Annotated in this window: 22 protein-coding genes; 7 read left to right on the top strand and 15 right to left on the bottom strand. The window is 49.3% G+C overall.

Translation table 11 applies throughout. The features are described from left to right. Positions 1–34 precede the first annotated feature (34 nt). The 4 genes from LLH06_RS20475 to LLH06_RS20460 form a co-directional block, all read right to left on the bottom strand. The gene (locus LLH06_RS20475; protein WP_228171149.1) at positions 35–2,161 is read right to left on the bottom strand and encodes an LruC domain-containing protein; all 2,127 of its coding nucleotides are present in this window, start codon (positions 2,159–2,161) and stop codon (positions 35–37) included. A gap of 738 nt (positions 2,162–2,899) precedes the next feature. Beyond that, entirely contained in the window at positions 2,900–3,082 is a 183-nt protein-coding gene (locus LLH06_RS20470; RefSeq protein WP_228171148.1) for a hypothetical protein, read from the bottom strand. 193 nt (positions 3,083–3,275) lie between these two features. Then, entirely contained in the window at positions 3,276–4,163 is an 888-nt protein-coding gene (locus tag LLH06_RS20465; RefSeq protein ID WP_228171147.1) for a bestrophin family protein, read from the bottom strand. Between the two features lie 111 nt (positions 4,164–4,274). Further along, a complete protein-coding gene (locus tag LLH06_RS20460) occupies positions 4,275–5,867 on the bottom strand; it encodes a S41 family peptidase (protein WP_228171146.1) in 1,593 nt (530 codons plus the stop codon). 97 nt (positions 5,868–5,964) lie between these two features. Between LLH06_RS20460 and murQ the strand changes: the two genes are divergently transcribed. The 4 genes from murQ to LLH06_RS20440 all read left to right on the top strand — a co-directional run bounded on the left by murQ (position 5,965) and on the right by LLH06_RS20440 (position 10,638). Continuing rightward, the gene (gene murQ, locus LLH06_RS20455; RefSeq protein WP_228171145.1) at positions 5,965–6,780 is read left to right on the top strand and encodes an N-acetylmuramic acid 6-phosphate etherase; all 816 of its coding nucleotides are present in this window, start codon (positions 5,965–5,967) and stop codon (positions 6,778–6,780) included. Between the two features lie 91 nt (positions 6,781–6,871). Continuing rightward, positions 6,872–8,734, top strand: a complete 1,863-nt coding sequence (locus tag LLH06_RS20450) for a M61 family metallopeptidase (protein ID WP_228171144.1) — start codon at positions 6,872–6,874, stop codon at positions 8,732–8,734. 1 nt (position 8,735) lies between these two features. Further along, on the top strand, positions 8,736–10,043 hold the full coding sequence (locus LLH06_RS20445) for a M28 family metallopeptidase (protein WP_228171143.1): 1,308 nt from the start codon (positions 8,736–8,738) through the stop codon (positions 10,041–10,043). Positions 10,044–10,119: 76 nt separating this feature from the next. Next, entirely contained in the window at positions 10,120–10,638 is a 519-nt protein-coding gene (locus LLH06_RS20440) for a GNAT family N-acetyltransferase (protein WP_228171142.1), read from the top strand. On the opposite strand, the gene LLH06_RS20435 is transcribed toward LLH06_RS20440, so the two are convergent. The 8 genes from LLH06_RS20435 to LLH06_RS20400 all read right to left on the bottom strand — a co-directional run bounded on the left by LLH06_RS20435 (position 10,613) and on the right by LLH06_RS20400 (position 19,001). Continuing rightward, positions 10,613–11,065, bottom strand: coding sequence for a lipocalin family protein (locus tag LLH06_RS20435; RefSeq protein ID WP_228171141.1), 453 nt, complete (start codon positions 11,063–11,065; stop codon positions 10,613–10,615). The two genes, LLH06_RS20440 and LLH06_RS20435, sit on opposite strands and share 26 nt — an antisense overlap. A 43-nt stretch (positions 11,066–11,108) precedes the next feature. Beyond that, a complete protein-coding gene (locus LLH06_RS20430; protein WP_228171140.1) occupies positions 11,109–11,603 on the bottom strand; it encodes a GNAT family N-acetyltransferase in 495 nt (164 codons plus the stop codon). Between the two features lie 156 nt (positions 11,604–11,759). Continuing rightward, positions 11,760–12,365 (bottom strand): lipoprotein signal peptidase, encoded by a 606-nt coding sequence (locus tag LLH06_RS20425; RefSeq protein WP_228171139.1) that lies wholly within the window; start codon positions 12,363–12,365, stop codon positions 11,760–11,762. After that, positions 12,365–12,754: a TraR/DksA family transcriptional regulator gene (locus LLH06_RS20420; protein ID WP_228171138.1), complete on the bottom strand. Its 390-nt coding sequence runs from the start codon at positions 12,752–12,754 to the stop codon at positions 12,365–12,367. Before LLH06_RS20420 ends, LLH06_RS20425 begins: the two co-directional genes overlap by 1 nt. Then, the gene (gene ileS, locus LLH06_RS20415) at positions 12,754–16,170 is read right to left on the bottom strand and encodes an isoleucine--tRNA ligase (RefSeq protein ID WP_228171137.1); all 3,417 of its coding nucleotides are present in this window, start codon (positions 16,168–16,170) and stop codon (positions 12,754–12,756) included. The genes LLH06_RS20420 and ileS overlap by 1 nt, the downstream gene beginning before the upstream one ends. 136 nt (positions 16,171–16,306) lie before the next feature. Further along, complete coding sequence (locus LLH06_RS20410; RefSeq protein ID WP_228171136.1) at positions 16,307–16,825, bottom strand: DUF922 domain-containing protein; 519 nt, start codon at positions 16,823–16,825, stop codon at positions 16,307–16,309. A gap of 227 nt (positions 16,826–17,052) precedes the next feature. Next, entirely contained in the window at positions 17,053–18,498 is a 1,446-nt protein-coding gene (gene pyk, locus LLH06_RS20405) for a pyruvate kinase (RefSeq protein WP_228171135.1), read from the bottom strand. An 80-nt stretch (positions 18,499–18,578) separates the two neighbouring features. Further along, complete coding sequence (locus LLH06_RS20400; protein WP_228171134.1) at positions 18,579–19,001, bottom strand: IPExxxVDY family protein; 423 nt, start codon at positions 18,999–19,001, stop codon at positions 18,579–18,581. 158 nt (positions 19,002–19,159) lie between these two features. Here LLH06_RS20400 and LLH06_RS20395 point away from each other — a divergent pair, with 158 nt between their 5' ends. From LLH06_RS20395 to rnc, 3 genes are read left to right on the top strand one after another with little or no spacing between them, the layout of a single operon-like run. Beyond that, positions 19,160–19,396: an acyl carrier protein gene (locus tag LLH06_RS20395; protein WP_008508386.1), complete on the top strand. Its 237-nt coding sequence runs from the start codon at positions 19,160–19,162 to the stop codon at positions 19,394–19,396. A gap of 21 nt (positions 19,397–19,417) precedes the next feature. Further along, positions 19,418–20,671, top strand: coding sequence for a beta-ketoacyl-ACP synthase II (gene fabF, locus LLH06_RS20390; protein WP_228171133.1), 1,254 nt, complete (start codon positions 19,418–19,420; stop codon positions 20,669–20,671). An 11-nt stretch (positions 20,672–20,682) separates the two neighbouring features. Beyond that, positions 20,683–21,408 (top strand): ribonuclease III, encoded by a 726-nt coding sequence (gene rnc, locus LLH06_RS20385; protein WP_228171132.1) that lies wholly within the window; start codon positions 20,683–20,685, stop codon positions 21,406–21,408. 46 nt (positions 21,409–21,454) lie between these two features. On the opposite strand, the gene gldD is transcribed toward rnc, so the two are convergent. The 3 genes from gldD to LLH06_RS20370 form a co-directional block, all read right to left on the bottom strand. Then, positions 21,455–22,060, bottom strand: coding sequence for a gliding motility lipoprotein GldD (gene gldD, locus LLH06_RS20380; RefSeq protein ID WP_228171131.1), 606 nt, complete (start codon positions 22,058–22,060; stop codon positions 21,455–21,457). Continuing rightward, on the bottom strand, positions 22,024–22,833 hold the full coding sequence (locus tag LLH06_RS20375) for a shikimate dehydrogenase family protein (RefSeq protein ID WP_228171130.1): 810 nt from the start codon (positions 22,831–22,833) through the stop codon (positions 22,024–22,026). Before LLH06_RS20375 ends, gldD begins: the two co-directional genes overlap by 37 nt. 64 nt (positions 22,834–22,897) lie before the next feature. After that, positions 22,898–23,659: a phosphosulfolactate synthase gene (locus LLH06_RS20370; RefSeq protein WP_228171129.1), complete on the bottom strand. Its 762-nt coding sequence runs from the start codon at positions 23,657–23,659 to the stop codon at positions 22,898–22,900. Positions 23,660–23,757: the final 98 nt, after the last annotated feature.

Here is a 23,757-nt window from a genome sequence, read left to right as displayed (position 1 = left end):
TAGTAAATGCCTTTTATCAAAGGCGGTGGATCGGCTATTTATTATAGATCTTTGAGGTGTTACGGTAACCCGATGCAGTGTTGCTATACCAGTCGGTAAAAGTGGTACCACCTGATGAGGCCCATTCGCCAAAGTGCAGGTAAGCTTCATTAACCGGTTGTAACTCGAACGGATAGTTGTAGGTACCCTGGAAGCCGATCGCCCAAGGCCAGTTCTCTGATGAGATGTAGTATTTACCGCTGGTAGATACAGAGGCGTCATCATCAGTACCGAATAACTTGGTATCTACCTTGTCGGTCGGTGCAAAACCCGGCAGGTGGATCTCATAACCGCGGCGCAGGTTGCTGATCAGGAATGGATTGAACGCTGATGGTTGCAAAGTAGAGGCTGCAATAGGTGAATTGAAGGTCACCATTACGCTGGCAGTAGTACTGGTCACTTTATCTTTTGTTGATAATACGTTGATAAAGTAAGCACCGTCAGGGTTCTTGATCAGCGCCTCGTGGTTATCAAAAGGAACGATCACCGCTTTGGTCTGTCCGGCTTCAACGCCGTTGCTGGCAAAGCTGATGTAATTGCTGATCTGTTTTTGACCGGTCACCGACTTAACCGCCGAAGCAGCTACCGGTAACTGCACACCAAAACCGTTGTGGAACGATGCACCAGAAGCGGCCACGGTATAATCACCTTTCATATCCACTACCTGGTTGCTTGCGTTGCTGGTGAAAGTATAACGGTAGCTTACTACGAGGTCATTCAGATCATAGTCGCCTTTTTTAGGCCAGTTATCCTCAAATGCGATGTTGGCATAAGTGCTTGCTGATGGGTAATAGCTGATGTAAGCGCGCGTCGCATCATTAGGGAAAGCATCTTGCTCGTCCTGTACGCCGTCGCCGTCGGTGTCGCCACCTTTGTCAACCACAGGTACACCGTCTTCAGAGATAGCGCTTGCTACTGATGAAGTGGTATAGAACACCAGGTCGTTAAAGTCTTCGTCAGATGTATAACCGTTCACGTTGGCGCTTGCGTTCTGACGGTTGCAGTCTTCAAAGCCGGTGATGAATAGTTTGTGTACATCGTCATACAAGGTCACGGTGTGTTTTCTCAAAGAAGCAGTGCTCTCAGGGTTGAAACCAGCATCCGAAGAGAACTTTTGAGCGCTGGTGCTTACGCCGCTACCGGTCCAGGCATTCTGCATTAACACGAACGCGATAGAAGTACCTGCCTCGAAGTTGCCCAATTTCACTTTATCGCCGGCCTTTAAGCCGCCGCCGGAACCGTATGCCGAAGCATTAGGGAACACATAAGTGATCTTATCGATACCGCCCAGCAAAGTACCTGTTGCGGTAAACACTGGTGGGAAACCGGTCTTGTAGGTATAGTAAGCCAATGTGCTTTGGTAACCGGCACCTTCTGACACGAATGTAACGTATACGTCAGATGCCTTGGTCACGTTGATAGTAGAGGTGGCTGTGCTGGCCAGGTACTCAGGGTGAGTGTTCTGTACCTTGCTGCCTTCAGGCAGTGAGGCGTTGATGTACGAAAGTAACGACGCATCTACCACATCAGGAGTAGCCTCCAAGTATACCGGACGGCCTAAGTTCCTTGGATAAGTGGTGGTGTTAACGAACGCTGTAGAAGCGGTGTAAGACCCCGGGTAAGCATAATCGGTAGCCAGCAAACCTTGAGTTTGTTTTGACGAGCCGCTGCCTGAAGCCGAACTGTTGATGGCTGCTGCCACAACATCGCCCGAGTACCCGTCCTTGCCACCTAAGGTAACGTTAACGGTATTGCTTGATGAGATGTTGGCCTCTGCATTGCGGATCACACCCACATAAGCAGGGTCAATGATGAGTTTGGTAGCTGAGGTGGGTACAGTGACCGTGCCTTGTAAAACACCACTGCTGTTGGTCACGCCTTTAAAAATGGCATCGCCTGTTGGAAGGGCCACGCTAACCACGATACCGGCCAACGGCTGATCGTTGTTGGTCTTAAGCGACAGGTTGAGTGTTACGTTCTTGGTGGTGTTGAAGTTGAAGCCATCGGGAGCGATCTTATTGGCTGCTGTAGGCACTTCTCCTCCTGATGAGTTGTTGTCCTTTTTACAAGCCGAAAATGCTACCACGCCGGCTAATAACAGAGGGGTAAGTTTTCTTTTCATTACGTTGTTCAATAATTTAACTTTTGTTAGTCCCTGCAGTTAAGACATAAGCATTCCTCAAAGTACTTTTTAAGGGTACGGTCACCTTCATTGTAGGCCATGATGGAAATGTTCAGGCACTTGCCTGCAAGTGGATCGACCGCTATGCTGCCGGCGTAGCTTCTCGGTCAATTTGGCGGTTATACGAAAATAAGCTGCGGGTTGTTTCGATCAATGTATGTTATTGTTCTTCATAAGATAATATATTTCTTAAATAATTATTATCTATGTGGTTCGCTCGACAATAGTATGCCGTAAGGTCAGTTGTAAAGGTTGTATAAACTGATAAGCGAAGACGCAACTTATTGCGATATTGTTGATCTGTCCGCATTAGAGTTTAAAAAAATGCTGATCTTTCAAAATGTCAAGCGATATCGATCTGTGACGTGCAGCAAAACTTTTGTTAAGTAAAAAAGGGTGTTTTCACCCATGCCATAAAAGTGTCCAAATGGCGATCAATGGATAAGAAGTTGGTGGCCGCAGGACTTAGTTCAAGAAAATACCGAAGGAGAAGGATCGACGAACACCGATCAGGTTGAGTAATTAAGACCTGTTGGACGGGAGGATAAAGCCGCGGATGAAGTAAGGTTGATGGTCGGGGCAGCAACTGTCCGAAGAAGAAAATAGAAGGTACAAAAAAGCCTGGCAAGCTTCCCCAACTGCCAGGCATTATCTAAACTAAACCAAACAAAAAACTCTTTAGAAAAGATCCGGATTAGATACCGGGCCATGTTGCTCATTGCCCATTACACCCATTACGCAAAATATAGCGGTGAACGCTAACAGTACGTGGATCAACTCTCCGGCATTGTAAACAAATACGCTAACCGCCCAACCGGTAAAGCAAAGTATAGCGGCAATAAAAAATAATATTCTCATCATGATGAACCTCCAGTTTGTCTCTTTTGGGTTCTTGTACGAAAATTATTTCCTGTTAGTTATCAAAATTTTGAATTATTTTTTTATGGGCCTATAGCCGGCCATTTAATGTTATCCTTATCGTTAAGCATATGGATGTTGCTGATCATTGCCACTTACAAAAAAGCCTCTGCGGTAGTGGCAGAGGCTTTTTATATCACATGATATAGTAGGTGGTCGGCGGTTCGATCTTGTTGGCGGGCGGCTCGCCTATTATCTCGAGTATCGTATTCTCTATCGATCTGGAAAGGGTGGTCATTGGCGTATCGGTCGGGCGGTTCTCGAAAGGGTCCTGCATCAGGATGGCCGTTTGCTCGATCGCGATGAAAAGTGAAGGTATGATGATGGTCAGCGCGATCTCGATCAACTTGCTCTGATCTTCCAATCCAAAAGGCATCATGGTCATCAGCACATAGATCAGGAAATGGATCAGTACGCTGTAGGCACGAGGGAACACGGTGTTCTTGATCCGCTCGCATTTACCCATCGAGTCGCAAAGCTTTACGATGCTCGAGTCTATCTGTACCTGCATGTTAGGGTTCAGGTCAAAACGTTCTGCCGCAGCGGCCAGCTCATCGGCATGATGGTTCAGGATCATGTTAGGCTTATTGACACTGGTAACGCCCGTACGCTCAAAGTACTTGGCTACTTTTTCACTGTCGCCCACCTTGCGTAATGATTCAGATAAAGAGAAGCACCAAACCCCTTGACGGTATGCGAAGTTTTTGGCCACTTCAAGGCCTTCAGGCGTATGAGGCATAAATTGCTTTACCTGACGGATCAGGCTACGGCTATCGTTCACGATCGCGCCCCAAACCACGCGGGCCTCCCACCAACGTTCGTATGATTGCGACGTACGAAAAGCGAGCAGCAGCGATAACACCGTACCCGTGAAGGCCGTTACGGCCAGTGGGATCTTGACCTGGCTGATGATACTGTAGTGATCGAACATACCGGCAAGTATGGCGTAGCATACAATGGCCAGGATGTCCCACTTGATGGTCTTTAGAAAATAAAAGATCGAGATCCGTTTTTTGATCAGCATAGTGAAAGGTTTGAACCACGAAGCAGCACAGATGTTCGTGTCGTGAGTAAATCTAAGATGTTAAAACGAAATGTGAAACGGATCTTCAAATAATATGACCAGGGCCGGTGATCAGTTGATCGCCTCTACGGCCTTTTGCACGCCGGCATCATTTTGGTTCATGACACGGAAGTACCACTCCGCCCCCCACTTGAAACGGGCGGCCTGTGCTTTAAGCATGGTCTTTAAAAAGCTTTTGTTAGCCGCTACATCACGGCTATCTATATTGCCTACCATACCGTTGGCATAGGTCAAAAAGTTATTAAGGTCAAGATCGCTTACATTATAGAACTGCACAAAGTCATGTGCAGTGCGGTAGTTACGCAGCACCATTTGCATGTGATCGATCACATACGCCGAAAATACCTGGTTACGGGCAAGGTCCTGTACCAGTTGTGCGTTCATCGACATGTCCTCAGGTACGAATATATCGGGCATGATGCCGCCACCGCCATACACCTTGCGTCCTGCACTGGTATGAAAGGCTACCGAGGTATCAAAGGTGCTATCGCCCTGGTCGCTATCGGGTGCGTATAGTTCGCCTTTTTGCAGGCGCTCGTTCAGGTCATTGCGGTAGCTCTCGGTGCCATTTTTATATGATCGCTGTATGCTACGGCCCGACGGGGTGAAGTAGCGAGCCACGGTCAGGTTCAACGCCGTACCATCCTCAAACTCAAATTGCTCCTGCACCAGGCCTTTACCGAACGAGCGGCGACCCACGATCACGGCCCGGTCAAGGTCTTGAAGCGCCCCTGCCAGTATCTCGCTGGCGGATGCCGAATGCTCATCCACCAATACGGCCAGTTTGCCGCGCTCGAACAGGCCCGAGTCGGTGGCAAAGTAATCAGTACGGGGTTCGTGCAAGCCTTTAGTATATACGATCAGCCGGTTCTTGGGTAAGAACTCGTCGGCCAGGGCAGTAGCGGTATTCAGGTAGCCGCCACCATTGCCACGCAGATCGAGTACCAGCTTGGTCATGCCCTCTTTCTTTAATCTCCGTAAGGCGGCTTTAAAGTCTATATCAGTGGTTGACCCGAACTTCCCGATCTTGACATAACCGGTGGCTGGGGCGGTCATGTAGGCCGCATCCAAACTGCTGATGGTGATATGGCCACGCTTGAGAACGTATCTTTTAGTAGATGTACCGTCGGGACCTAACACGCCCAGCTCGATCGCCTTGTTCTTCACATCAAAGGCATCGTTCACCTTATCATTACTTAAATGTATACCGGCAAAAGGCTGACCATTGATCGAGATTATACGGGCCCCGTTAGGAAGTTCAGCTTTGGCGGCCGGTCCGCCGGGAATCACCTGGGTAACTACCAGGGTATCCCTCAGGATCTGTGATTCTATGCCCACACCGTCAAAACCGCCTTCCAATTTCTCAGATAATGAACGTGCTTGTTTTTGGTGAAGATAAACGGAGTGCGGATCGAGCTTTTGCAACAGGTTGTTGATGGTGGCACCCTCCACGCTGTCAACATTAACGGAGTCCACGTATTTTTTGCGCACTAATTGCATCACGCGGTCCAGCTTATTGGCGTTCTCGGCGTATAACGCGTCGTCGGGTGTGCTTTCACTACCTTTATTGACCAGCAAGCCGATCACTACGCCGGCCAACACCAACATAATGGATCTGAAAATTACGCCTGCAGTTTGCTTCATCTCTCCTGTGCAACAAAAATACGTATTGGAATGTGTTAAGGTTTATTGTAGTTGACGGAATTTTAACGACTTTTGTTACAGATCTGTAATAAATACTATGATAAATACCACCGAGCAGGAATCTAACTATACCCAACTGGACGAACTGACCGTTGGCGAGCTCCTGCATCATATTAACCAGGAGGATAAGACCGTTGCCCATAGCGTTGAAAAAGCTATGCCGCAGATCGAAGCATTGACCGAGGCCGTAGTTGAAAAGATGAAGGCCGGCGGCCGATTGTTCTATATTGGCGCTGGTACCAGCGGCCGTTTGGGTGTTGTTGACGCGTCGGAGTGTCCGCCTACTTACGGCGTGCCGTTCGACATGGTGGTGGGCATCATTGCCGGTGGCGATGGCGCTATACGCAAAGCTGTTGAATTTGCAGAGGATGACTTTGAGCAGGCTTGGAAAGACCTGGAAGAATACCATATATCTGATAAGGACGCACTGGTGGGTATCGCGGCATCGGGCCGTACACCTTATGTGATCGGTGGCTTGCGTACCGCTAACGAAAAAGGCCTGGTGACCGGCTGCATCGTTTGTAATGCCGATAGCCCGGTAGCCGCTGAGGCACAGTTCCCGGTGGAGGTGATCACGGGACCTGAGTTTGTGACCGGGTCTACCCGCATGAAGGCCGGTACCGCACAAAAGCTGGTGCTGAACATGCTGAGCACTACTGTAATGATCCAATTGGGCCGTGTAAAAGGCAACAAGATGGTGGATATGCAACTGAGCAACCACAAACTGGTGGATCGTGGCGTACGCATGGTAATGGACGAGATACAGGTAGATGAAAGCACAGCATCTGACCTGCTGAACCAGCATGGCAGCGTGCGTAAGGCGGTAGACGCTTATCGTTCTATCCACTCCTGATCAGCAGATAAAATATTTAGTATACCCGAAGGCAGATATTACCCATATCTGCCTTTTTTGTGTTAATTTGAGTCCTGCTAAACAACGCTTGATGAAAAATATCTACTCAACGGCCGCTGCCTTGCTTCTGGCCGCCACTGCTTTTGCACAGAACGAGATCACGTATACGGTCTCCTTCCCTAATGCCATACATCATGAGGCCGAGATCAGCATGCGGGTGCCACAGGTACCGGCAGGCACGATGCGTTTCAGGATGAGCCGTTCCTCGCCGGGACGTTACGCCACGCACGAGTTCGGTAAGAACATTTATAACGTTAAGGCCTACGGCGAGGGCAACAAGCCGTTGGTATTAAAACAAGTGGAAGGCGATGTTTACGAAGTGGCCCAGCATGGCGCCACGGTGATCGTGAACTATACCTTGTTCGGCAATTATATGGACGGTACGTATGTGGGTATCGACGCCAGTACTGCGCATTTTAACATGCCGGCCGCCTTTATGTGGGTGCTAGGTATGGATAAGCGCCCGGCCCGTTTTAAGTTCAACGACCTGGACAAGTTCGGGTGGAAAGTAGCGACCCAGTTAAAGCCCGAAGCAGGCGGCACCTATTACGCCCGCGACCTGCAATACATGATGGATAGCCCTACCTCGCTTGCCAACTACAAAACATATAGTTGGGACATCACCAACCCTGGCGGTAAAAAGCAGGCCATCCACCTCACCTCGCACAGTGATGACGACCAGGCTACCATTGATGCCTTTGGCCAGATGGTGAAGAAGGTGACGCTGGAAGCACAGGCGGTATTTGGCGAACTGCCAAACTACGACTATGGCAACTACGTGTTCTTACATGATGTTGCGGCCAGCAATGCCGGCGATGGCATGGAACACCGTAACTCTACCAGTATCGTGCAGACCACGCCTAAGATAGCCGGTTTTGAGACCCGCTTGTTGGGTACCTTCTCGCACGAGTATTTCCACAGCTGGAATGTGGAGCGCATTCGCCCAAAAACATTGGAGCCATTTAATTTCGAGCATGCCAACATGAGCAACGAGCTTTGGTTCGCCGAAGGTTTCACCCAATATTATGGCGGACTGTTACTGGAGCGTGCCGGACTGCTGTCGGCCGCCGATCATTACCGCACCACTGCCGGGCTGATCAACAGCGTGCTCAACTCGCCTGCGGCGCTTAAATATTCGCCTATACAAATGAGCCGTTATGCGGTATTTGCTGATGCGGGGGTCTCTATCGACCCTAATAATAACGCCAATGTATTTAGCAGCTATTATACTTACGGTGGAGCTACCGCTTTGGCGCTCGACCTGCGCTTACGAAGCCAGTTCAAGCTAACGCTGGATGGTTATATGCGCGCGGTATGGGCCGCCCATGGCAAACCCGAAAAGCCTTACACTGTGGCCGACCTACAGAACGTCCTGGCCTCGTACACTAAAGACCCAGCCTTTGCGGCCGACTTTTTCAAGCGCTACATATACGGTTCGGAAAAGAACGATTATGCCGCGTTATTAGCTAATTTTGGATTGCTGCTGCGTAAAGCACAACCAGGAAAGGCTTGGGCTGGCCAGTTAGGTACAGTGGCAGGTCGTGGCCGTTCGGGGCAAGCCCGCAGCGGCGAGAGCGGTGGTTTAACGATCACCAACAGCCTGGCCATGAACTCGCCTATGTACAAAGCGGGCCTTGATGCCGGCGATGTGATCATGACCGTTAATGGCACGGCCATAGCCGATGCACAGGCACTGACAGACCTACTGGCCACCAAACGCCCTGGCGACAAAGTACCCGTGACCTACAAGAACCGCACAGGCGACCATGAGGCGACCATTACATTAGAAGAGAACCCTACCTTGGAGGTAGTGGAATATGAGGCGGCCGATAAGCAACCTACGGCAGCCCAAAAGCAGCTGCGTACCCAATGGTTAAGCAGCCAGATCAAATAGTATGATGAAAAGATATAGTATAGCCGTAGCGCTTTTAGCCATCGGCCTCAACAGCTTTGCACAGGATGTGAATAAGCTGATCGATCAAAAGGATGTGGAACGCATCATCAAGACCCTTGCTGCCGATGATATGCAGGGCCGGGCCACCTTTAGCCCGGGCATTGACAAGGCCGCCACGTTCATAGAGGGCGAGTTCAAGAAAGCCGGCCTACAGCCGTTGGAAGGTTTGAGCAGCTACAGGCAGGATTTTAAGGTGTACCGCACCTCGCCCGAACAAACTATGGTGAAACTCGATGGCGTAGCTGTTCCTGAAAAGAATATAGCGGTCATCTCTTCAACACCGTTCGACTGGAGCAACAATGCCGATGTGCAAGTAGTGAAGCTCGGTGCTGATAAAAGCCTTCAAAAAGAGTTCCGTGGCATTATGAACAGCGGTAAGAAGACGCTGGTGCTAGTGGATCAAAGTTCGGCCCCTATGTTCGAGCGGCTTAAGGAAGCTTACGGTCGTCGTATATCCATGAATCCGCCTGCACCTCAGCCGAATGCGCCGCAGCTTGTATTTGTACTGGGTAGCACGACCGATGTGAAGAACTTTGAGGTGAGCTTTAAGAACAAGGTGGATAACCCGCCCATATTCAATGTGGCCGGTATGATCAAGGGAAAAAGCAAACCTGATGAGTATGTGGTGTTCTCTGGACATTATGACCACCTGGGTATATTACCCGCCATGCAAGGCGATAGCATTGCCAACGGTGCCGATGATGATGCCTCGGGTACCACGGCCATGATCAGCCTGGCCAAATACTACAAAAAGCTCAACAACAACGAACGTACGCTGATCTTTGTAGCCTTTGCGGCTGAAGAGATAGGCGGCTACGGCGCACGTTATTTTTCGCAGCAACTGAACCCAGACAAAGTGGTAGCCATGTTCAATATCGAGATGATCGGCAAGCAGTCGAAATTCGGTATGAACTCGGCATTCATCACCGGTTATGAACGGTCAGATTTTGGCGAGATCCTGCAACGTAACCTCGAAGGTACCGCATTCAAGTTCCACCCGGATCCGTATCCAGAGCAAAACCTGTTCTACCGCAGTGATAATGCTACGCTGGCGGCATTAGGCGTACCGGCACACACCATCTCTACCGACCAGATCGATACCGATAAACTTTATCATTCGGTAAAGGATGAGTACAGCTCGTTGGATGTGGCCAACATCACGGCCACTATACGTGCCATAGCGTTGAGCTCGCGCAGCATCGTGTCGGGTAAGGATACCCCTAAACGCATCCCTAAACTGGAGAAATAACCGATCCGCGGATCAATGAACCTGAGACCATGAGTATAGCACTTGTGGTCTTTTTTGTTTAAGTTAGTTCCACAGCATGTCAGCCATCCTCCATACCCCCCGCCTTACGATCAGCAAGTTCACTGTTGCTGATGCCCCGTTCATATTGGAATTGGTGAACACCCCTACCTGGATCCGGTTCATAGGTGACCGTAACATCCATACACTTACCGAGGCGGAAGCCTACGTACTGAATGGACCGATGGCCAGCTATGAGAAACACGGTTTTGGACTGTATCGTGTAGCATTAACTATTACCGGGCAACCGATCGGAATGTGCGGGATACTCAAACGAAATACTCTTGATATGCCCGACATAGGTTACGCACTATTGCCAGCTTATGAAGGCAAAGGCTATGCTTATGAAGCCGCCTGGGCGGTAATGGATCACGCCTTCAATGAACTGGGACTGCCGCAAGTGGCAGCTATTACTGATCCCAGTAATCAGCGGTCGATAGCGCTGCTTGAAAAGCTTGGTATGACATACAGTAAGATGATAACATCTGGAGACCGGGAGCTCATGTTGTTCATCAAGGATGCTCGAACATATAGATGATAGTTTGGCCAGACGGAGGCTGCGGTTGAGTATACTTAAGGCGCTTGGCATTAAGTTCGATGATGTTATAATTCGTCTGATTCATCCGGAAAGTTTTGGCTGTTAGGTCAAGTTCATACGGATAGTTTATGCTGCTGCCGGGTACACCGTCGCAACGGGTGGTTTGATAGTCAAAGGTGGCTACAGAAGTGGTGGGGTTAAAGGTTAGGATGTCGTCCTTGTCACATTCCCTGATAGGGCGGTAGATCTTATCACCTGGCGGGTTCGCAGAGGGGTTGTTGTCTATCAAGGTCAGTCGCCAACCTTTCCAGGTCAGTGCTTTTAAGCTAAAGTCCTTAATATCTTCTTCAGGGTTAGGCTGGGCTTTCTTTTTACAGCCTGCAAAAAAGAGCACAACGGCGATCAGGATAAGGTTGCGGTTGATCATGTTTAAGGATAAGTGTGATACCGCTAATATAGCATTTATTATGTCAAAGCTCCTTTCGCATCACATGGTCGTTCATGAAGTGAGGGCCGATCGGCACGTCCTCATCATAAACGATGCTGAAGCCCATCTTCTCATAAAAGTGTTTGGCTTTGTTGTGGCGGTTCACGTTAAGGTCGAGCGTATGGCTGCCTGCGTCGAGGGTGGCCTGCTCTACAGCTTTGATCAGCGCCTGGCCGTAACCTTTGCCTTGTGTTTGCGGCAGGCAGTACAGCTTGTGTAGTTTATATATCGAGGCATCATCGGTACGCGGTGCGTATGCGGCAAAGGCCACAGGCAGCCCGTCTTCCTCGAGTATCAGATAGGTCTGCGTGTTCTCGGCTATCTGTTCGCCTATAGTGTCTGATACGTAAATGGCTCCCAGCATATAGGTGATCTGCTCGGTGCTCAGGATGTCTCTGTAAGTTGCCCAATATGTTTGATGAGCTATCTTCATGATATGGTCGGCATCGGCCGGTGTAGCGGTACGTATGTTGAACATATCAAAAGTACATGAGCGTGTAGCTATTGTTTGGAACGGCTGCAAAGTCTAACAGTTTTTTAATAAAATGAGCACGGTAGGTAAGCAACAAAAAGCCGCTCTGGTTGAGCGGCTTCCTATATATAGTGTTCAGCTTGTGCAGGTCGGCAAGGCGTTCTATTCCTCAACGATCTCGCTGTGCGGACTGCTTGCTTCTACCTCCTGGGTCTTGAAATAGCGGTTCTGATACAGCAGGATGATGATCACACCCACTGATATGGCCGAATCGGCCAGGTTAAATATCGGGCGGAAGAATTTGAACTCTTCGCCGGGCCAGATCGGGAACCAAGATGGGAAATGCCCCTGTATGATGGGGAAGTAGAACATATCGACCACCCGGCCCTGGAATATAGGTGCGTAGCCGTAAATGATGCCGTAAAAGGTAGAATCGATGATGTTACCCAATGCACCGGCAAATATGAGCGCCACGCACAAGATCAATCCACGGTGATGTTTGTGCCGGATCAGGTAGATCAACGCATAACCGATACCGCCCACCGCAAATATGCGGAAGATGGTAAGGGCCAGTTTACCGGCTATACCGCCCAGCTCCCAGCCAAAGGCCATACCATTGTTCTCGGTATAGAGCAGCATGCCGCGGTCGCCCAAAAAGTGGATCTCTTGCCCCATGTACATGTTCTGCCTTACCCATATCTTGATGAGCTGATCTGCCAGAACAACTAAAAATGCGAGTAGGAAAGGTTTAGTATACGATGCCTTCATTAATACTGCTTCATTTTCGCTTCCATGCTCAGGGTAGTATGCGGCACGGCACGCAAACGCTCTTTCTGGATCAGCTTACCGGTCTCGCGGCAAACGCCATAAGTTTTGTTCTCGATGCGTACCAGGGCAGCCTCTAACTGATCGATGAACTTTTTTTGACGGGCGGCTAATTGGTTGATCTGCTCCTTCTCTAAAGTGGCCGATCCATCCTCCAGGGTCTTGTAAGTGCCTGCAGTGTCATCGGTACCATTAAGGTTAGGGTTGCTCAGTGATGAGGCCAGCGCGTTCAGTTCTTCGCGGGCGATGCGTATCTTGTCTAAGATCAGTTCTTTGAACTCTTGTAATTCAGCGTCAGAATATCTGGTCTTTTCGGTTTGTGGTGTGCTCATTATTGTATTTTGCTTATATAGATAGTTATCTCATTATCGTCGATCACCGTTTTTTCTCCCTCGGTAAGGTGGGCATCTACTTCTATGTTATCAGCTAATATCTCGGCACTAATATAGGCTAAATTGTTTTTTAGCGCCTCGATGATGAGGGGGTGGTCGCTCAGTCGTACGTTTATCTTATCGGTCACTTCAAGGTCGCTGCTCTTGCGCAGGTTCTGTATGCGGTTGATCAGCTCGCGCGAAATGCCCTCCAATTTCAATTCGTTGGTTATGGTAACATCTAACGCAACGGTTAGTTTGCCCAAATTTGCTACCTGCCAGCCCGGTACATCCTCAGCGCTGATCTCAACATCGGCGGTGAGTAGTGAGTAGTGAGCGGTAGTTTGTTGCACCGAGGTATACTCCAACTCCAGTTGACCATTGGCCTCCAAAGCGGCGATATCCTCTTGCGACAGTTTACCTATAGCCTCGGCAACAGCCTTCATATCTTTACCCACTTTTTGACCCAAAGCCTTAAAGTTAGGTTTGATCTTACGTTTAATGAAGCCAGCCGTATCGGTAATGTACTCGATCTGTTTGATGTTGGTCTCGCTCAGGATCAGTTCCTTGACGGCATCCACCTGGTGCTCAAAGTTCTTGTCCAATATAGGCAGCAGGATCTTGCTCAATGGCTGGCGCACGTTGATACCTACCTTTTTACGTAATGATAAGGTTAGCGAAGAGATATCCTGCGCTAATTGCATACGCTCTTCCAGTTCTTTATCTACCACCGCAGCATCGTATACCGGGAAGTTGGCCAGGTGTACCGACTCAAATTGCTCCTTACCGGTGGCAGTGTTCAGGTCATTGTACAAACGCTCGGCAAAGAACGGCGCGATAGGCGACATTAGTTTAGAGATGGTCACCAAGCAGGTATACAAGGTTTGGTAGGCCGACAGTTTATCATCAGAGTTGTCTGACTTCCAGAAACGGCGACGGCTTAAACGCACATACCAGTTGCTCAGGTGCGCGTCCACAAAGTCCTGGATGGCGCGGGCAGCCTTGGTAGGCTCAAAATCGGCGTAGAACGAGTCAACATCCTGTGTAAGGGTGTTAAGCAGCGACAGGATCCAGCGGTCGATCTCGGGGCGTTGGCTCAGTTCCACATCGGGCTGGCTGTAATTGAACTTGTCGATGTTGGCATACAGCGAGAAGAAAGAGTACGTATTATATAACGTACCAAAGAACTTACGACGAACCTCGTCCAAGCCTTCTACGTTGAATTTCAGGTTATCCCATGGCGAGGCATTGCTGATCATGTACCAGCGGGCCGCATCGGCACCATACTTCTCAATGGTATCAAAAGGGTCAACAGCGTTACCCAAACGTTTCGACATCTTGTTGCCGTTCTTATCCAACACCAAACCGTTCGATACCACGTTCTTGAACGCGATACCCTGATTGCCTACCTTCAGGTTAACGGCCTTGATCTCGTCGCTGGCCTCGCTCAGCATCACCGCAATGGCGTGCAGGGTAAAGAACCAGCCACGAGTTTGATCCACACCCTCGGCAATAAAGTCGGCCGGGTAAGCATCAGCGAATTGCTCCTTATTCTCGAACGGGAAGTGCCACTGTGCATAAGGCATAGCACCCGAATCGAACCAAACATCGATCAGATCAGGCTCGCGGAACATCTTTTTGCCATTGGCCGATGTCAGGATCACATCGTCGACATACGGGCGGTGCATGTCTTCCAGCTTAAAGCCTTCGGGCATAAAGCCGGCAGCTATCGACTTGGCGATCTCGTCATTCAATTCTTGTATCGACCCTATACACTTCTCCTCGTTACCGTTCTCCTCGCGCCAGATCGGCAGCGGGGTGCCCCAGTAACGTGAACGCGATAGGTTCCAGTCGACAAGGTTCTCCAGCCAGTTACCAAAGCGGCCGGTACCGGTAGCTTCAGGTTTCCAGTTGATGGTCTTGTTGAGTTCGATCAGTTTATCCTTAACGGCAGTGGTCTTGATGAACCAGCTATCCAGTGGATAGTATAAGATAGGCTCATCAGTACGCCACGAGTGCGGATAGCTGTGCTCGTACTTTTGTACGTTAAAGGCCTTGTTATCCTCTTTTAGTTTAATGGAGATGAGTACGTCGGTGGGTTTGAAGCCAGCTTCGTCGCGCTCTTCCTTGCTGTAATATTCTTCTTTAACGTAGCGGCCGGCAAAGTCGGTCACTTCGTCAACAAAGCGGCCTTGTTTGTTCACCAGTGGCACTTCCTTGCCTGTTTCGTCCAACACCATCACTGATGGTACGTTGTTCTCTTTACAGGCCCTAAAGTCATCGGCACCAAATACTGATGCGGTGTGCACGATGCCAGTACCATCGCCGGTGGTCACAAAGTCGGCTGGGATCACGCGGAACGCGTTCTTCTCCAACGCATCATTGGTCACGTATGGCATCAGCTGGTGGTAACGCAAGCCTACCAGGTCAGATCCCTTAAAGTGGGCCTTAACGGTCCAGGGAATGATCTTGTCACCTTCTTTGTAGTCCTCAAAAGAGGCATTCTCGCCTTCGGCCTTAAAGTATTTGCTCACTAATGCCTGCGCCAATACCACGCTCACCGGTTTAAAGGTGTACGGGTTAAGGGTGCTGATCTTTACGTAGTCGATGTCCTCGCCAATAGCCAGGGCGCAGTTAGATGGCAGGGTCCAAGGCGTGGTGGTCCAGGCCAGGATCGCGGTCTCTTCGCCCGGCTCGCTGAACAGCGTGCTCATAAGCGGGTGATCCTGGTCGTTCTTTAAAAAGAATTGGGCCGTAATGGTAGTATCCTTCACCATTTTATAAGTGCCCGGTTGGTTCAGCTCGTGCGAACTTAGGCCGGTACCCGATTTTGGTGAGTAGGGCTGTACGGTGTAACCTTTGTACAGCCAGCCTTTTTTGTAAAGTTGCTGCAAGATCCACCATAAGGTCTCTATGTATTCGTTCTCGTAGGTGATGTACGGGTTGTCCAGATCTACCCAGTAGCCCATTTTAAGAGTAAGGTCGTTCCAGATGTCAGTATAACGCATCACCTCCTTGCGGCAGGCCTCATTATAATCCTCCACCGATATGCTTTTACCGATATCGTCCTTAGTGATGCCTAATGACTTTTCAACAGCCAGCTCGATCGGCAGGCCGTGGGTATCCCAACCGCCTTTACGCTTTACCTGGTAGCCTTTAAGCGTTTTGTAACGGCAAAAAATATCTTTGATAGAACGGGCCATGGCGTGGTGTATGCCGGGCATACCATTGGCCGATGGCGGTCCTTCGTAAAAGGTGTAAGGGTTGCTGGCCGGACGGCTACTGATACTTTTTTCAAAAATGCCGTTCTGTTCCCAGAACTCCAGTACGTCCTTGCCGATCTGTGACAGATCTAACTGTTTATATTCCTTGTACATCAGTGTTTTCCACGAAAATTAAGAGCGTGCAAAGATAGGCATCTTTAACCGAAATACGCAGTTAACCACCCCGAAAAGTGTTATAATGAACAAGTTGATGAACCATGCAAGGCCATCGACCATTGACCGGACGGGCCTAACGGTAACCGTTCTCAGCCATGGCCAGGGCGTTGCTTTGGGTCAGTTGCTTGTCTAAAAAGTTAGCCCAGGCCGCCTGTTGCTTACGGTTCTGCATGTGCTGGGTGTCGGCATCATAATCTGCGTTCATGCGGCGGTACTTCTCGTCCACACGGGCAAATATGGCGTTGGCCTGGCGTTGGTAGTCGCCGGTGTACCTAAAGGCGTTCAGCTCGCGGATCATTTCCTGCTGCATTAAAAAGGCGATCAGATAGTGGCCCTGCTCATGATGCAGCACCTCGGCCATCATATCGGCGTTGGTGATCATTTGACGGTTGATCCACGAGCGCTCAGGGTTAAAAACCAGGTCGATGTAAAAGGTAAGGCGGTAATTGCTGCGGTAGTTGCTCACATTATAACGCATGGTAACGTTGCAACTGGTGTGGGCCACAAAAAAGCCGCTGCCTGCGGGTACGGCGCCGGTAAAATCGTTCTCGTTCAGGAGACGGTATTGCTGACCGCGCTGTGCGCTGGCCACGGTAGTAAAAAATATAAAAAATAAACAGGCGCCTATCCACCTCACGTATCGCTGCATCATTATTATCGGTCTGTTGCTTATTGACCATAACGGCAACGCATGGTTTAATGTTATGTTGGCCGCCCATGTACATTAACCTTAGCCTGACACATCAGGCATCTGATAACTTAACGCAACAAAAAGGCCACCCTTTTTGGGATGGCCTTTTGATATGAGTGACGGATTGATTATTCGATCACGCTTACTTTCAGCATATTGGTCTTGCCCAGTGCGCCGATCGGGGTAGATGCAGTGTTGATCACCACGTCGCCAACCTCGATCAGGTTCTCGCTTTTCAGGATGTTGTTCACATCAGCGATGGTGGCATCGGTACTTTCCTGTTTATCGTAGTAGAACGCTTTAACACCCCATACCAGGCTCAGTGCATTAAGCAGCTGGCGGTTAGAGGTAAAGATATAAGTGCTGGCTTTAGGCCTGTGGCTCGATATCTCGAAAGCAGTGTAGCCTGAGTAGGTCATGGATACGATACCCACCGCATTGGTATGCTCGGCCAGGTAAACGGCCGATTCGCATACGGCGTTGCTCAGATAATTAGGGCTGCCGGCCTCTGCTCTTTCAGTGGCTTCGATCTTAGGGGCGTTGAACGGATAGCCACGCTCTTCCACGTTGCGTACGATCTTGGCCATGGTCTCGATCACGATCACCGGGAACTCACCTACTGAGGTCTCACCGCTCAGCATCACGGCATCGGCACCATCCAGTACAGAGTTGGCCACGTCATTCACCTCGGCACGGGTAGGGCGCGGGGTGGTGATCATGCTCTCGAGCATTTGGGTAGCTACGATGACCGGTTTTGAGGCCGCACGGCATTTGCTGGCGATCATTTTTTGCAGCAATGGCACTTCTTCCAAAGGCATTTCCACACCCAGGTCACCACGGGCTACCATCACACCATCGGTAGCGGCAATAATGGCGTCTATATTATCGATAGCTTCTGGCTTCTCGATCTTGGCGATCACGCGCGAAGCTTTACCGCTTTCGCGGATGATACGTTTCAGTTCAACGATGTCCTCGCCGGTACGTACGAATGAAAGGCCGATCCACTCTACATCATTTTGTAAAGCGAATTGCAGGTTCACCAGGTCCTCTTCGGTCAAGCTTGGGATCGATACCTTAGTATTAGGTAAGTTAACACCTTTACGTGAGGTCAATATACCGCCGTGAACCACCTCGCAAAGTACATTGTCTTTACGGTTGGTCTCGATCACGCGCAGTTGCAGCTTACCGTCATCTAATAAGATGATCTCGTTAGCCTGCACATCCTGAGGGAAGGTCTCGTAAGTGATGTATATCTGGTTCTCATCGCCAATGCACTCGTTGGTGGTCATGTTGATGTGTTTACCGTTGATCAGGTGTATACCACCATCTTTAACCAGGCCGATACGGATCTTAGGGCCTTGAAGGTCGGCCAGCATGGCAATATTGGTCTTGTATTGCTCATTGATCTCGCGGATCAGGTCAATGGTCTTTTGGTGATCCTCAGGCCTGCCGTGCGAAAAGTTCAGGCGGCAAACGTTAACACCGGCTTTCACCATAGCTAACAATACATCTTTTTTTGCAGATGCAGGGCCCATGGTGGCCACGATCTTAGTGCGGTTGTAAGACAATTTCATATGTTGGTTCTTATATGGTCTTCAAGTTTAGTTAGTAATTAGAGTATTAGTGTATTTATGACACTTTCGTAGATCCGGCGCTAAAATAAGAGATTTTCACGTGATTTTATCTTTTTTGGTTCGATCTTTACCGCTGCCATGATCTCGGGGATGCGGTTCAGCGTGCTGATGATCGTGTTGAGGTCGGTATCGTCGATAAAATTTTTGATCATAAAAAAGTAATCCACCTCGCGCATCTCGGGTATCAGGTACCCCTCTGAACCTTTATTGGCAATGAAGTAAAAATCGGTCTCGGTGGTCTCCCACTGGTAATGATAGATGGAAAAGAGCGCCGGCTCGTTCATGCCCTGGTAAATATCTACCTCCAGGTCGGGCATTTTATAAAGATCAAAGTGCAGGTATTTATTAATGAAGTGACACACGCGGTAGTCCTTTAACGGCGTGTTGATCGCGATCAGTATAAAATCAAGATCTATCTCAAATCTTAAAACCTTTTTGGTCAAAATAATATAGAGTATATTTGCGGCGGTAAAACTACTGAAATGAAACCGTCGTGGCTAATTATTGTTGTTACCAGTGCGCAAGATTTTAGATTTGATATTTAACTAAATTTATTTTTCTTTGCACAGAATTTTTATTTAATCATTTAACATAAAGTATTATGTCTGATATCGCTTCAAGAGTTAAAGCAATCATCGTAGAAAAATTAGGTGTTGACGAGAGTGAAGTTACACCTGAGGCTAGCTTCACCAACGATCTGGGTGCTGACTCATTAGACACTGTAGAGCTGATCATGGAGTTCGAAAAAGAGTTTAACGTAGCTATCCCTGATGATCAGGCCGAAACTATCGGTACTGTAGGCCAGGCTATCGCTTACCTTGAAAAGAACGTTAAATAAGCAACTCCTTAATAGTATTAAATGGAGTTCAAACGAGTAGTTGTAACCGGGCTGGGTGCGCTTACTCCTATAGGTAATTCGGTTCCGGAATACTGGGACGGATTGATCAATGGAGTTAGCGGTGCCGACCTTATCAAAAGCTTCGACGTAACGCACTTTAAGACCAAGTTTGCATGCGAGGTTAAAAACTTTGATGCAGATGCATTTTTAGGGCGCAAAGACGCACGTAAGCTGGATCAGTTCGTGCAGTATGCCTTATACTCTACCGAAGAAGCGGTAAAAGATGCAGCGTTGGATTTCGGGAAACTGGATACCAACCGCATCGGCGTTATCTGGGGATCGGGTATCGGCGGCCTCAAGACCTTTCTGGATGAAGTGATCAACTTTGCCAAAGGTGATGGTGTGCCCCGTTTCAACCCGTTCTTTATACCCAAAATGATCGCTGATATCGCCCCCGGGCATATCTCGATCAAGTATGGTTTGCGCGGGCCTAACTTTACTACGGTATCGGCCTGTGCTTCATCCAACAATTCGCTTATCGATGCCTTTAACTATATCCGTTTAGGAAAGGCTAACATGTTCATCACAGGCGGATCGGAAGCTATCATTAACGAGGCTGGTATTGGCGGTTTTAACGCCATGCACGCACTCAGTACCCGTAATGATGATCCTGCAACGGCATCACGCCCGTTCGATCTTGACCGCGACGGCTTTGTGGCCGGCGAGGGAGCAGGTACCATTATTTTAGAGGAACTGGAGCATGCCAAGGCCCGTGGTGCCAAGATCTATGCCGAGATGATGGGCGGCGGCATGAGTGCCGATGCCTACCACATGACGGCCCCTCACCCTGAAGGTTTGGGTGCGGCTCTGGTAATGAAAGCAGCCCTTGAGGATGCTGGCATGACACCGGCCGACATCGATTATGTGAACGTTCACGGTACCTCGACACCTATTGGCGATCCGCAGGAGGTTAAAGCCATAACTGAGGCTTACGGCGACGAGGTTTACCGTATTAACATCAGCTCTACCAAATCAATGACCGGTCACCTGTTGGGTGCTGCCGGCGCGGTGGAAGCTATAGCTGCTATCTTAGCGGTTAAAAATGATATGGTTCCGCCTACCATCAACCACTTTACTGACGATCCTGCTTTTGATCCTCGTATCAACTTTACGTTCAACAAGGCTCAAAAACGTGTGGTACGTGCAGCACAAAGCAACGGTTTTGGTTTCGGTGGCCACAATGCATCGGTGATATTTAAGAAATACGAAGAATAATTCGTTTTTGAATGCCAATCAGTCGGTTATATAAGCTTTATCTTTCTCCGAACCGTAAATACGTCAAAACATTAAAGAATTTGCTCGGCTTCGTGCCGGGCAATTTGTCTTTATACCGGTTAGCTTTCAGGCATAAATCAGCCGCACAATCGGTAAAAAAAGGTGTTAAGAACAGTAATGAGCGGTTAGAGTTCCTGGGCGATGCCGTGCTGGGCAGCGTGGTGGCCGAGGTATTGTTCAAGATGTACCCGTACAAAGACGAGGGCTTTTTGACCGAGCTGCGCTCCAAGATCGTGAGCCGTAATAACCTTAATGCCCTTGCCCACAAGCTGGGCTTTGAGCAACTGATCCAGTATGATAATCGTATGGTAACCTCCACCCGCCAGGGATCGTTACTGGGCGATGCCTTTGAGGCGCTGATCGGCGCCGTGTACCTGGATCGCGGGTACGATTTTACCAAGAGTTTCCTGATCAACCGAATCATCCGGTCGCATATCGATATCCATACCCTGGAGCAGACCGAGACCAATTTCAAGAGCAAACTGATCGAGTGGTGCCAGCGCCACGGCAAGGATGTATTATTCGAGCTGATACGTAATCAGGATGGCGAGAGCAGTAAATTATTTACCGTTCATGTTAATATCGATGGCGATGTGATGGGCCTGGGCAAAGAGTTCAGCAAGAAGAACGCCGAGAAACTGGCCGCCGAACGGGCTTGCGAGGCATTAGGTATCTAGGACCTGCAACAATCGGCCATTTCAGGCCATGTCTCAGCAACCCAGCTTATTCCTTCCACTTAAAGCTTTTGATCAGCACGGCCATATCTTTTTTTACAAAATCAAGTACCGGTTTTATGCTGTCCAGCTTGGGCGGCGAGTTAAAATAAAGTGCTCCGCGCAGGTAATGGTGCGTACTATCGGTCAGGAAGAACTGCGCTGATGAGGCCGCATTACCATCAATAGTGTAATAGATGCCGTACACCTTACGGTCAGGGTAATGGATGATGCCCTCATCTATAGATGAGGCCTTTACCGTATGCTTGAACGCAAAGGTGTGCGCATCCTCGATCAACTCATCAAATACCTTTTTTGACGTGATGGGCTGGTAACTTAAATGCAATGTACCGTTAAAGCGGGGCATTTGCAGGTTGATCCAGCAGGGCTTGGCTCCACGGGCCATATCACGCTCAATGTGGGCGTAAGTAGGGTAAGTAAAGGTGTAGTTGCAATCGGCGCTGTACTGCTGGTACTCGCGCTTGGGGAAATAGATACGGTAGTAACCGCGCGGCTTAGGCGAGTACTCAGGCTGGCTATCGCAAGCGGCCAATCCAAGCATGGCGGCCAGCAATAGCGCTATGACCTTACCGGATTGTTTACCTGATCGTTCCATATCTCCCATGATCTTTCGGCCTGTAATATCAGCATCTCGTGTCCGTTCTTGATCGCAGCGCCCTGCGCCTTACCCTTTTGCAGGAACAATGTTTCGGCCGGGTTGTAGATCAGGTCGTATAACAGGTGTTCTCCGGTCAGGGCCTCGTAAGGTATGTCGGGGCATTTATCGGTATCGGGTGCCATGCCCAGCGGCGTGGTATTGATGATGAGCTTGTACTGGCTGATCAGCTCGGGCGTAAGATCCTTATAACCCAACCGGTCGCCCTCCGGCTCGCGCGACACCAGCTTGCTGTAGATATTAAGCTTGTTGAGCACATAACGTACCGCCCTTGAAGCACCGCCGGCACCCAGTACCAAAGCCTGGGTATGATGAGCCTCTAACAGTGGTTTAAGCGACATCTCAAAACCGTAAACATCGGTATTAAAACCTTCGAGCCTGAACTCATGGTCCTTGATACCTACCTCGCCGTCGAACGCAGCAGCGATAGGGCTCTCGGCCTTAATACGGATACAGTTCACCGCATCCACTTCCTTGGCATCAGCATCCACATGGTCAAGGTAGAACATGACACCGATCTTATGCGGAACGGTCACATTAAGGCCGCAAAGACCGGGGTGCGCGCGCAATAGTTCGGGCAGATCGCTCAGGTTCTTGAGCTCGTACAGTTCATAAGCGTGGTCGGTTATGCCTTCGTCCTCGAATTTTTGTGTAAAATATTTTTTGGAGAACGAATGCGATAGCGGATAGCCTATTAACCCGTACTGTTTCATGTTTAGCGTGATGGATCGAATGAGTTGCTAAGGTGCCTTTTTATTTGATAACAGGCAATAGGCATTATTGATTTAAGAAAAGGTCGAAAGTATCGCTGCGCAGCCCAAGGCGCAGGGTCTCGAGCGGGATCATATCTACCGGGGCTATGTTGCCCAGGTTCACGTTGGCACCCAGCAGTTTGATGAACCAGGTCTGTTGTGCTTTTTGTGGAGCTTCCCATATAATGGTATCGGCAGGGATCTGGGTCAGGATCTCGTCCACCAAACCCTGGCGTACCTCGCCCGAGTCGCGGTAGATGCCCACGTTGCCGCTCTCGCGAGCCTCAGCGATCACCTTCCATGAACCGGCCTCCAATTCGGCCTTCATGAGCTGGATCCATTTATAAGGGGCAAATATCTTTTGCACATCCTTTGATCCCACTTCTGATATCACGGTCACCAGTTTGCTCAGTTTGCTGATGTAGTCGCACTTGATATCGTGCTCAATGGTGATCGATCCGTCAGATACCTCGGCGTATTCCAATTGAAAAGTATCCAGCATACGACAGTAGTCATCGTACTGACCCCGGATGATAAAGGCTTCGAACAGCGTACCACCAAAATACACCGGGATACCCGCCTGGCGGTACAACGCCAGTTTATCCTTCAGGTTAGGCGTAACGTATGAGGTGGCCCAACCCAGCTTAACAATATCGATATTATCGCTGCTTACTTCCAGCATGTCTTCCACTTGGCGCAGGCTCAGGCCTTTGTCCATGACCATGGTCATGCCGTTATTACGAGGTTTTTGACTGCGTTGCGGGATGTTGTTAAGCGAGTAGTTCATAAAAGCCGACGTTTGGTTATAGACTATAACTAAAAGTTTTAATGGCGCAAATATGGCGATTTATCTTTTGCCCTGCATAAACTCAAGGTCAAATTTCG

This window comes from Mucilaginibacter daejeonensis, assembly GCF_020783335.1.
Lineage (GTDB): Bacteria > Bacteroidota > Bacteroidia > Sphingobacteriales > Sphingobacteriaceae > Mucilaginibacter > Mucilaginibacter daejeonensis.
The sequence above is the reverse complement of the archived record's forward strand: the minus strand, read 5'-3'. Positions and strand labels throughout refer to the sequence as shown.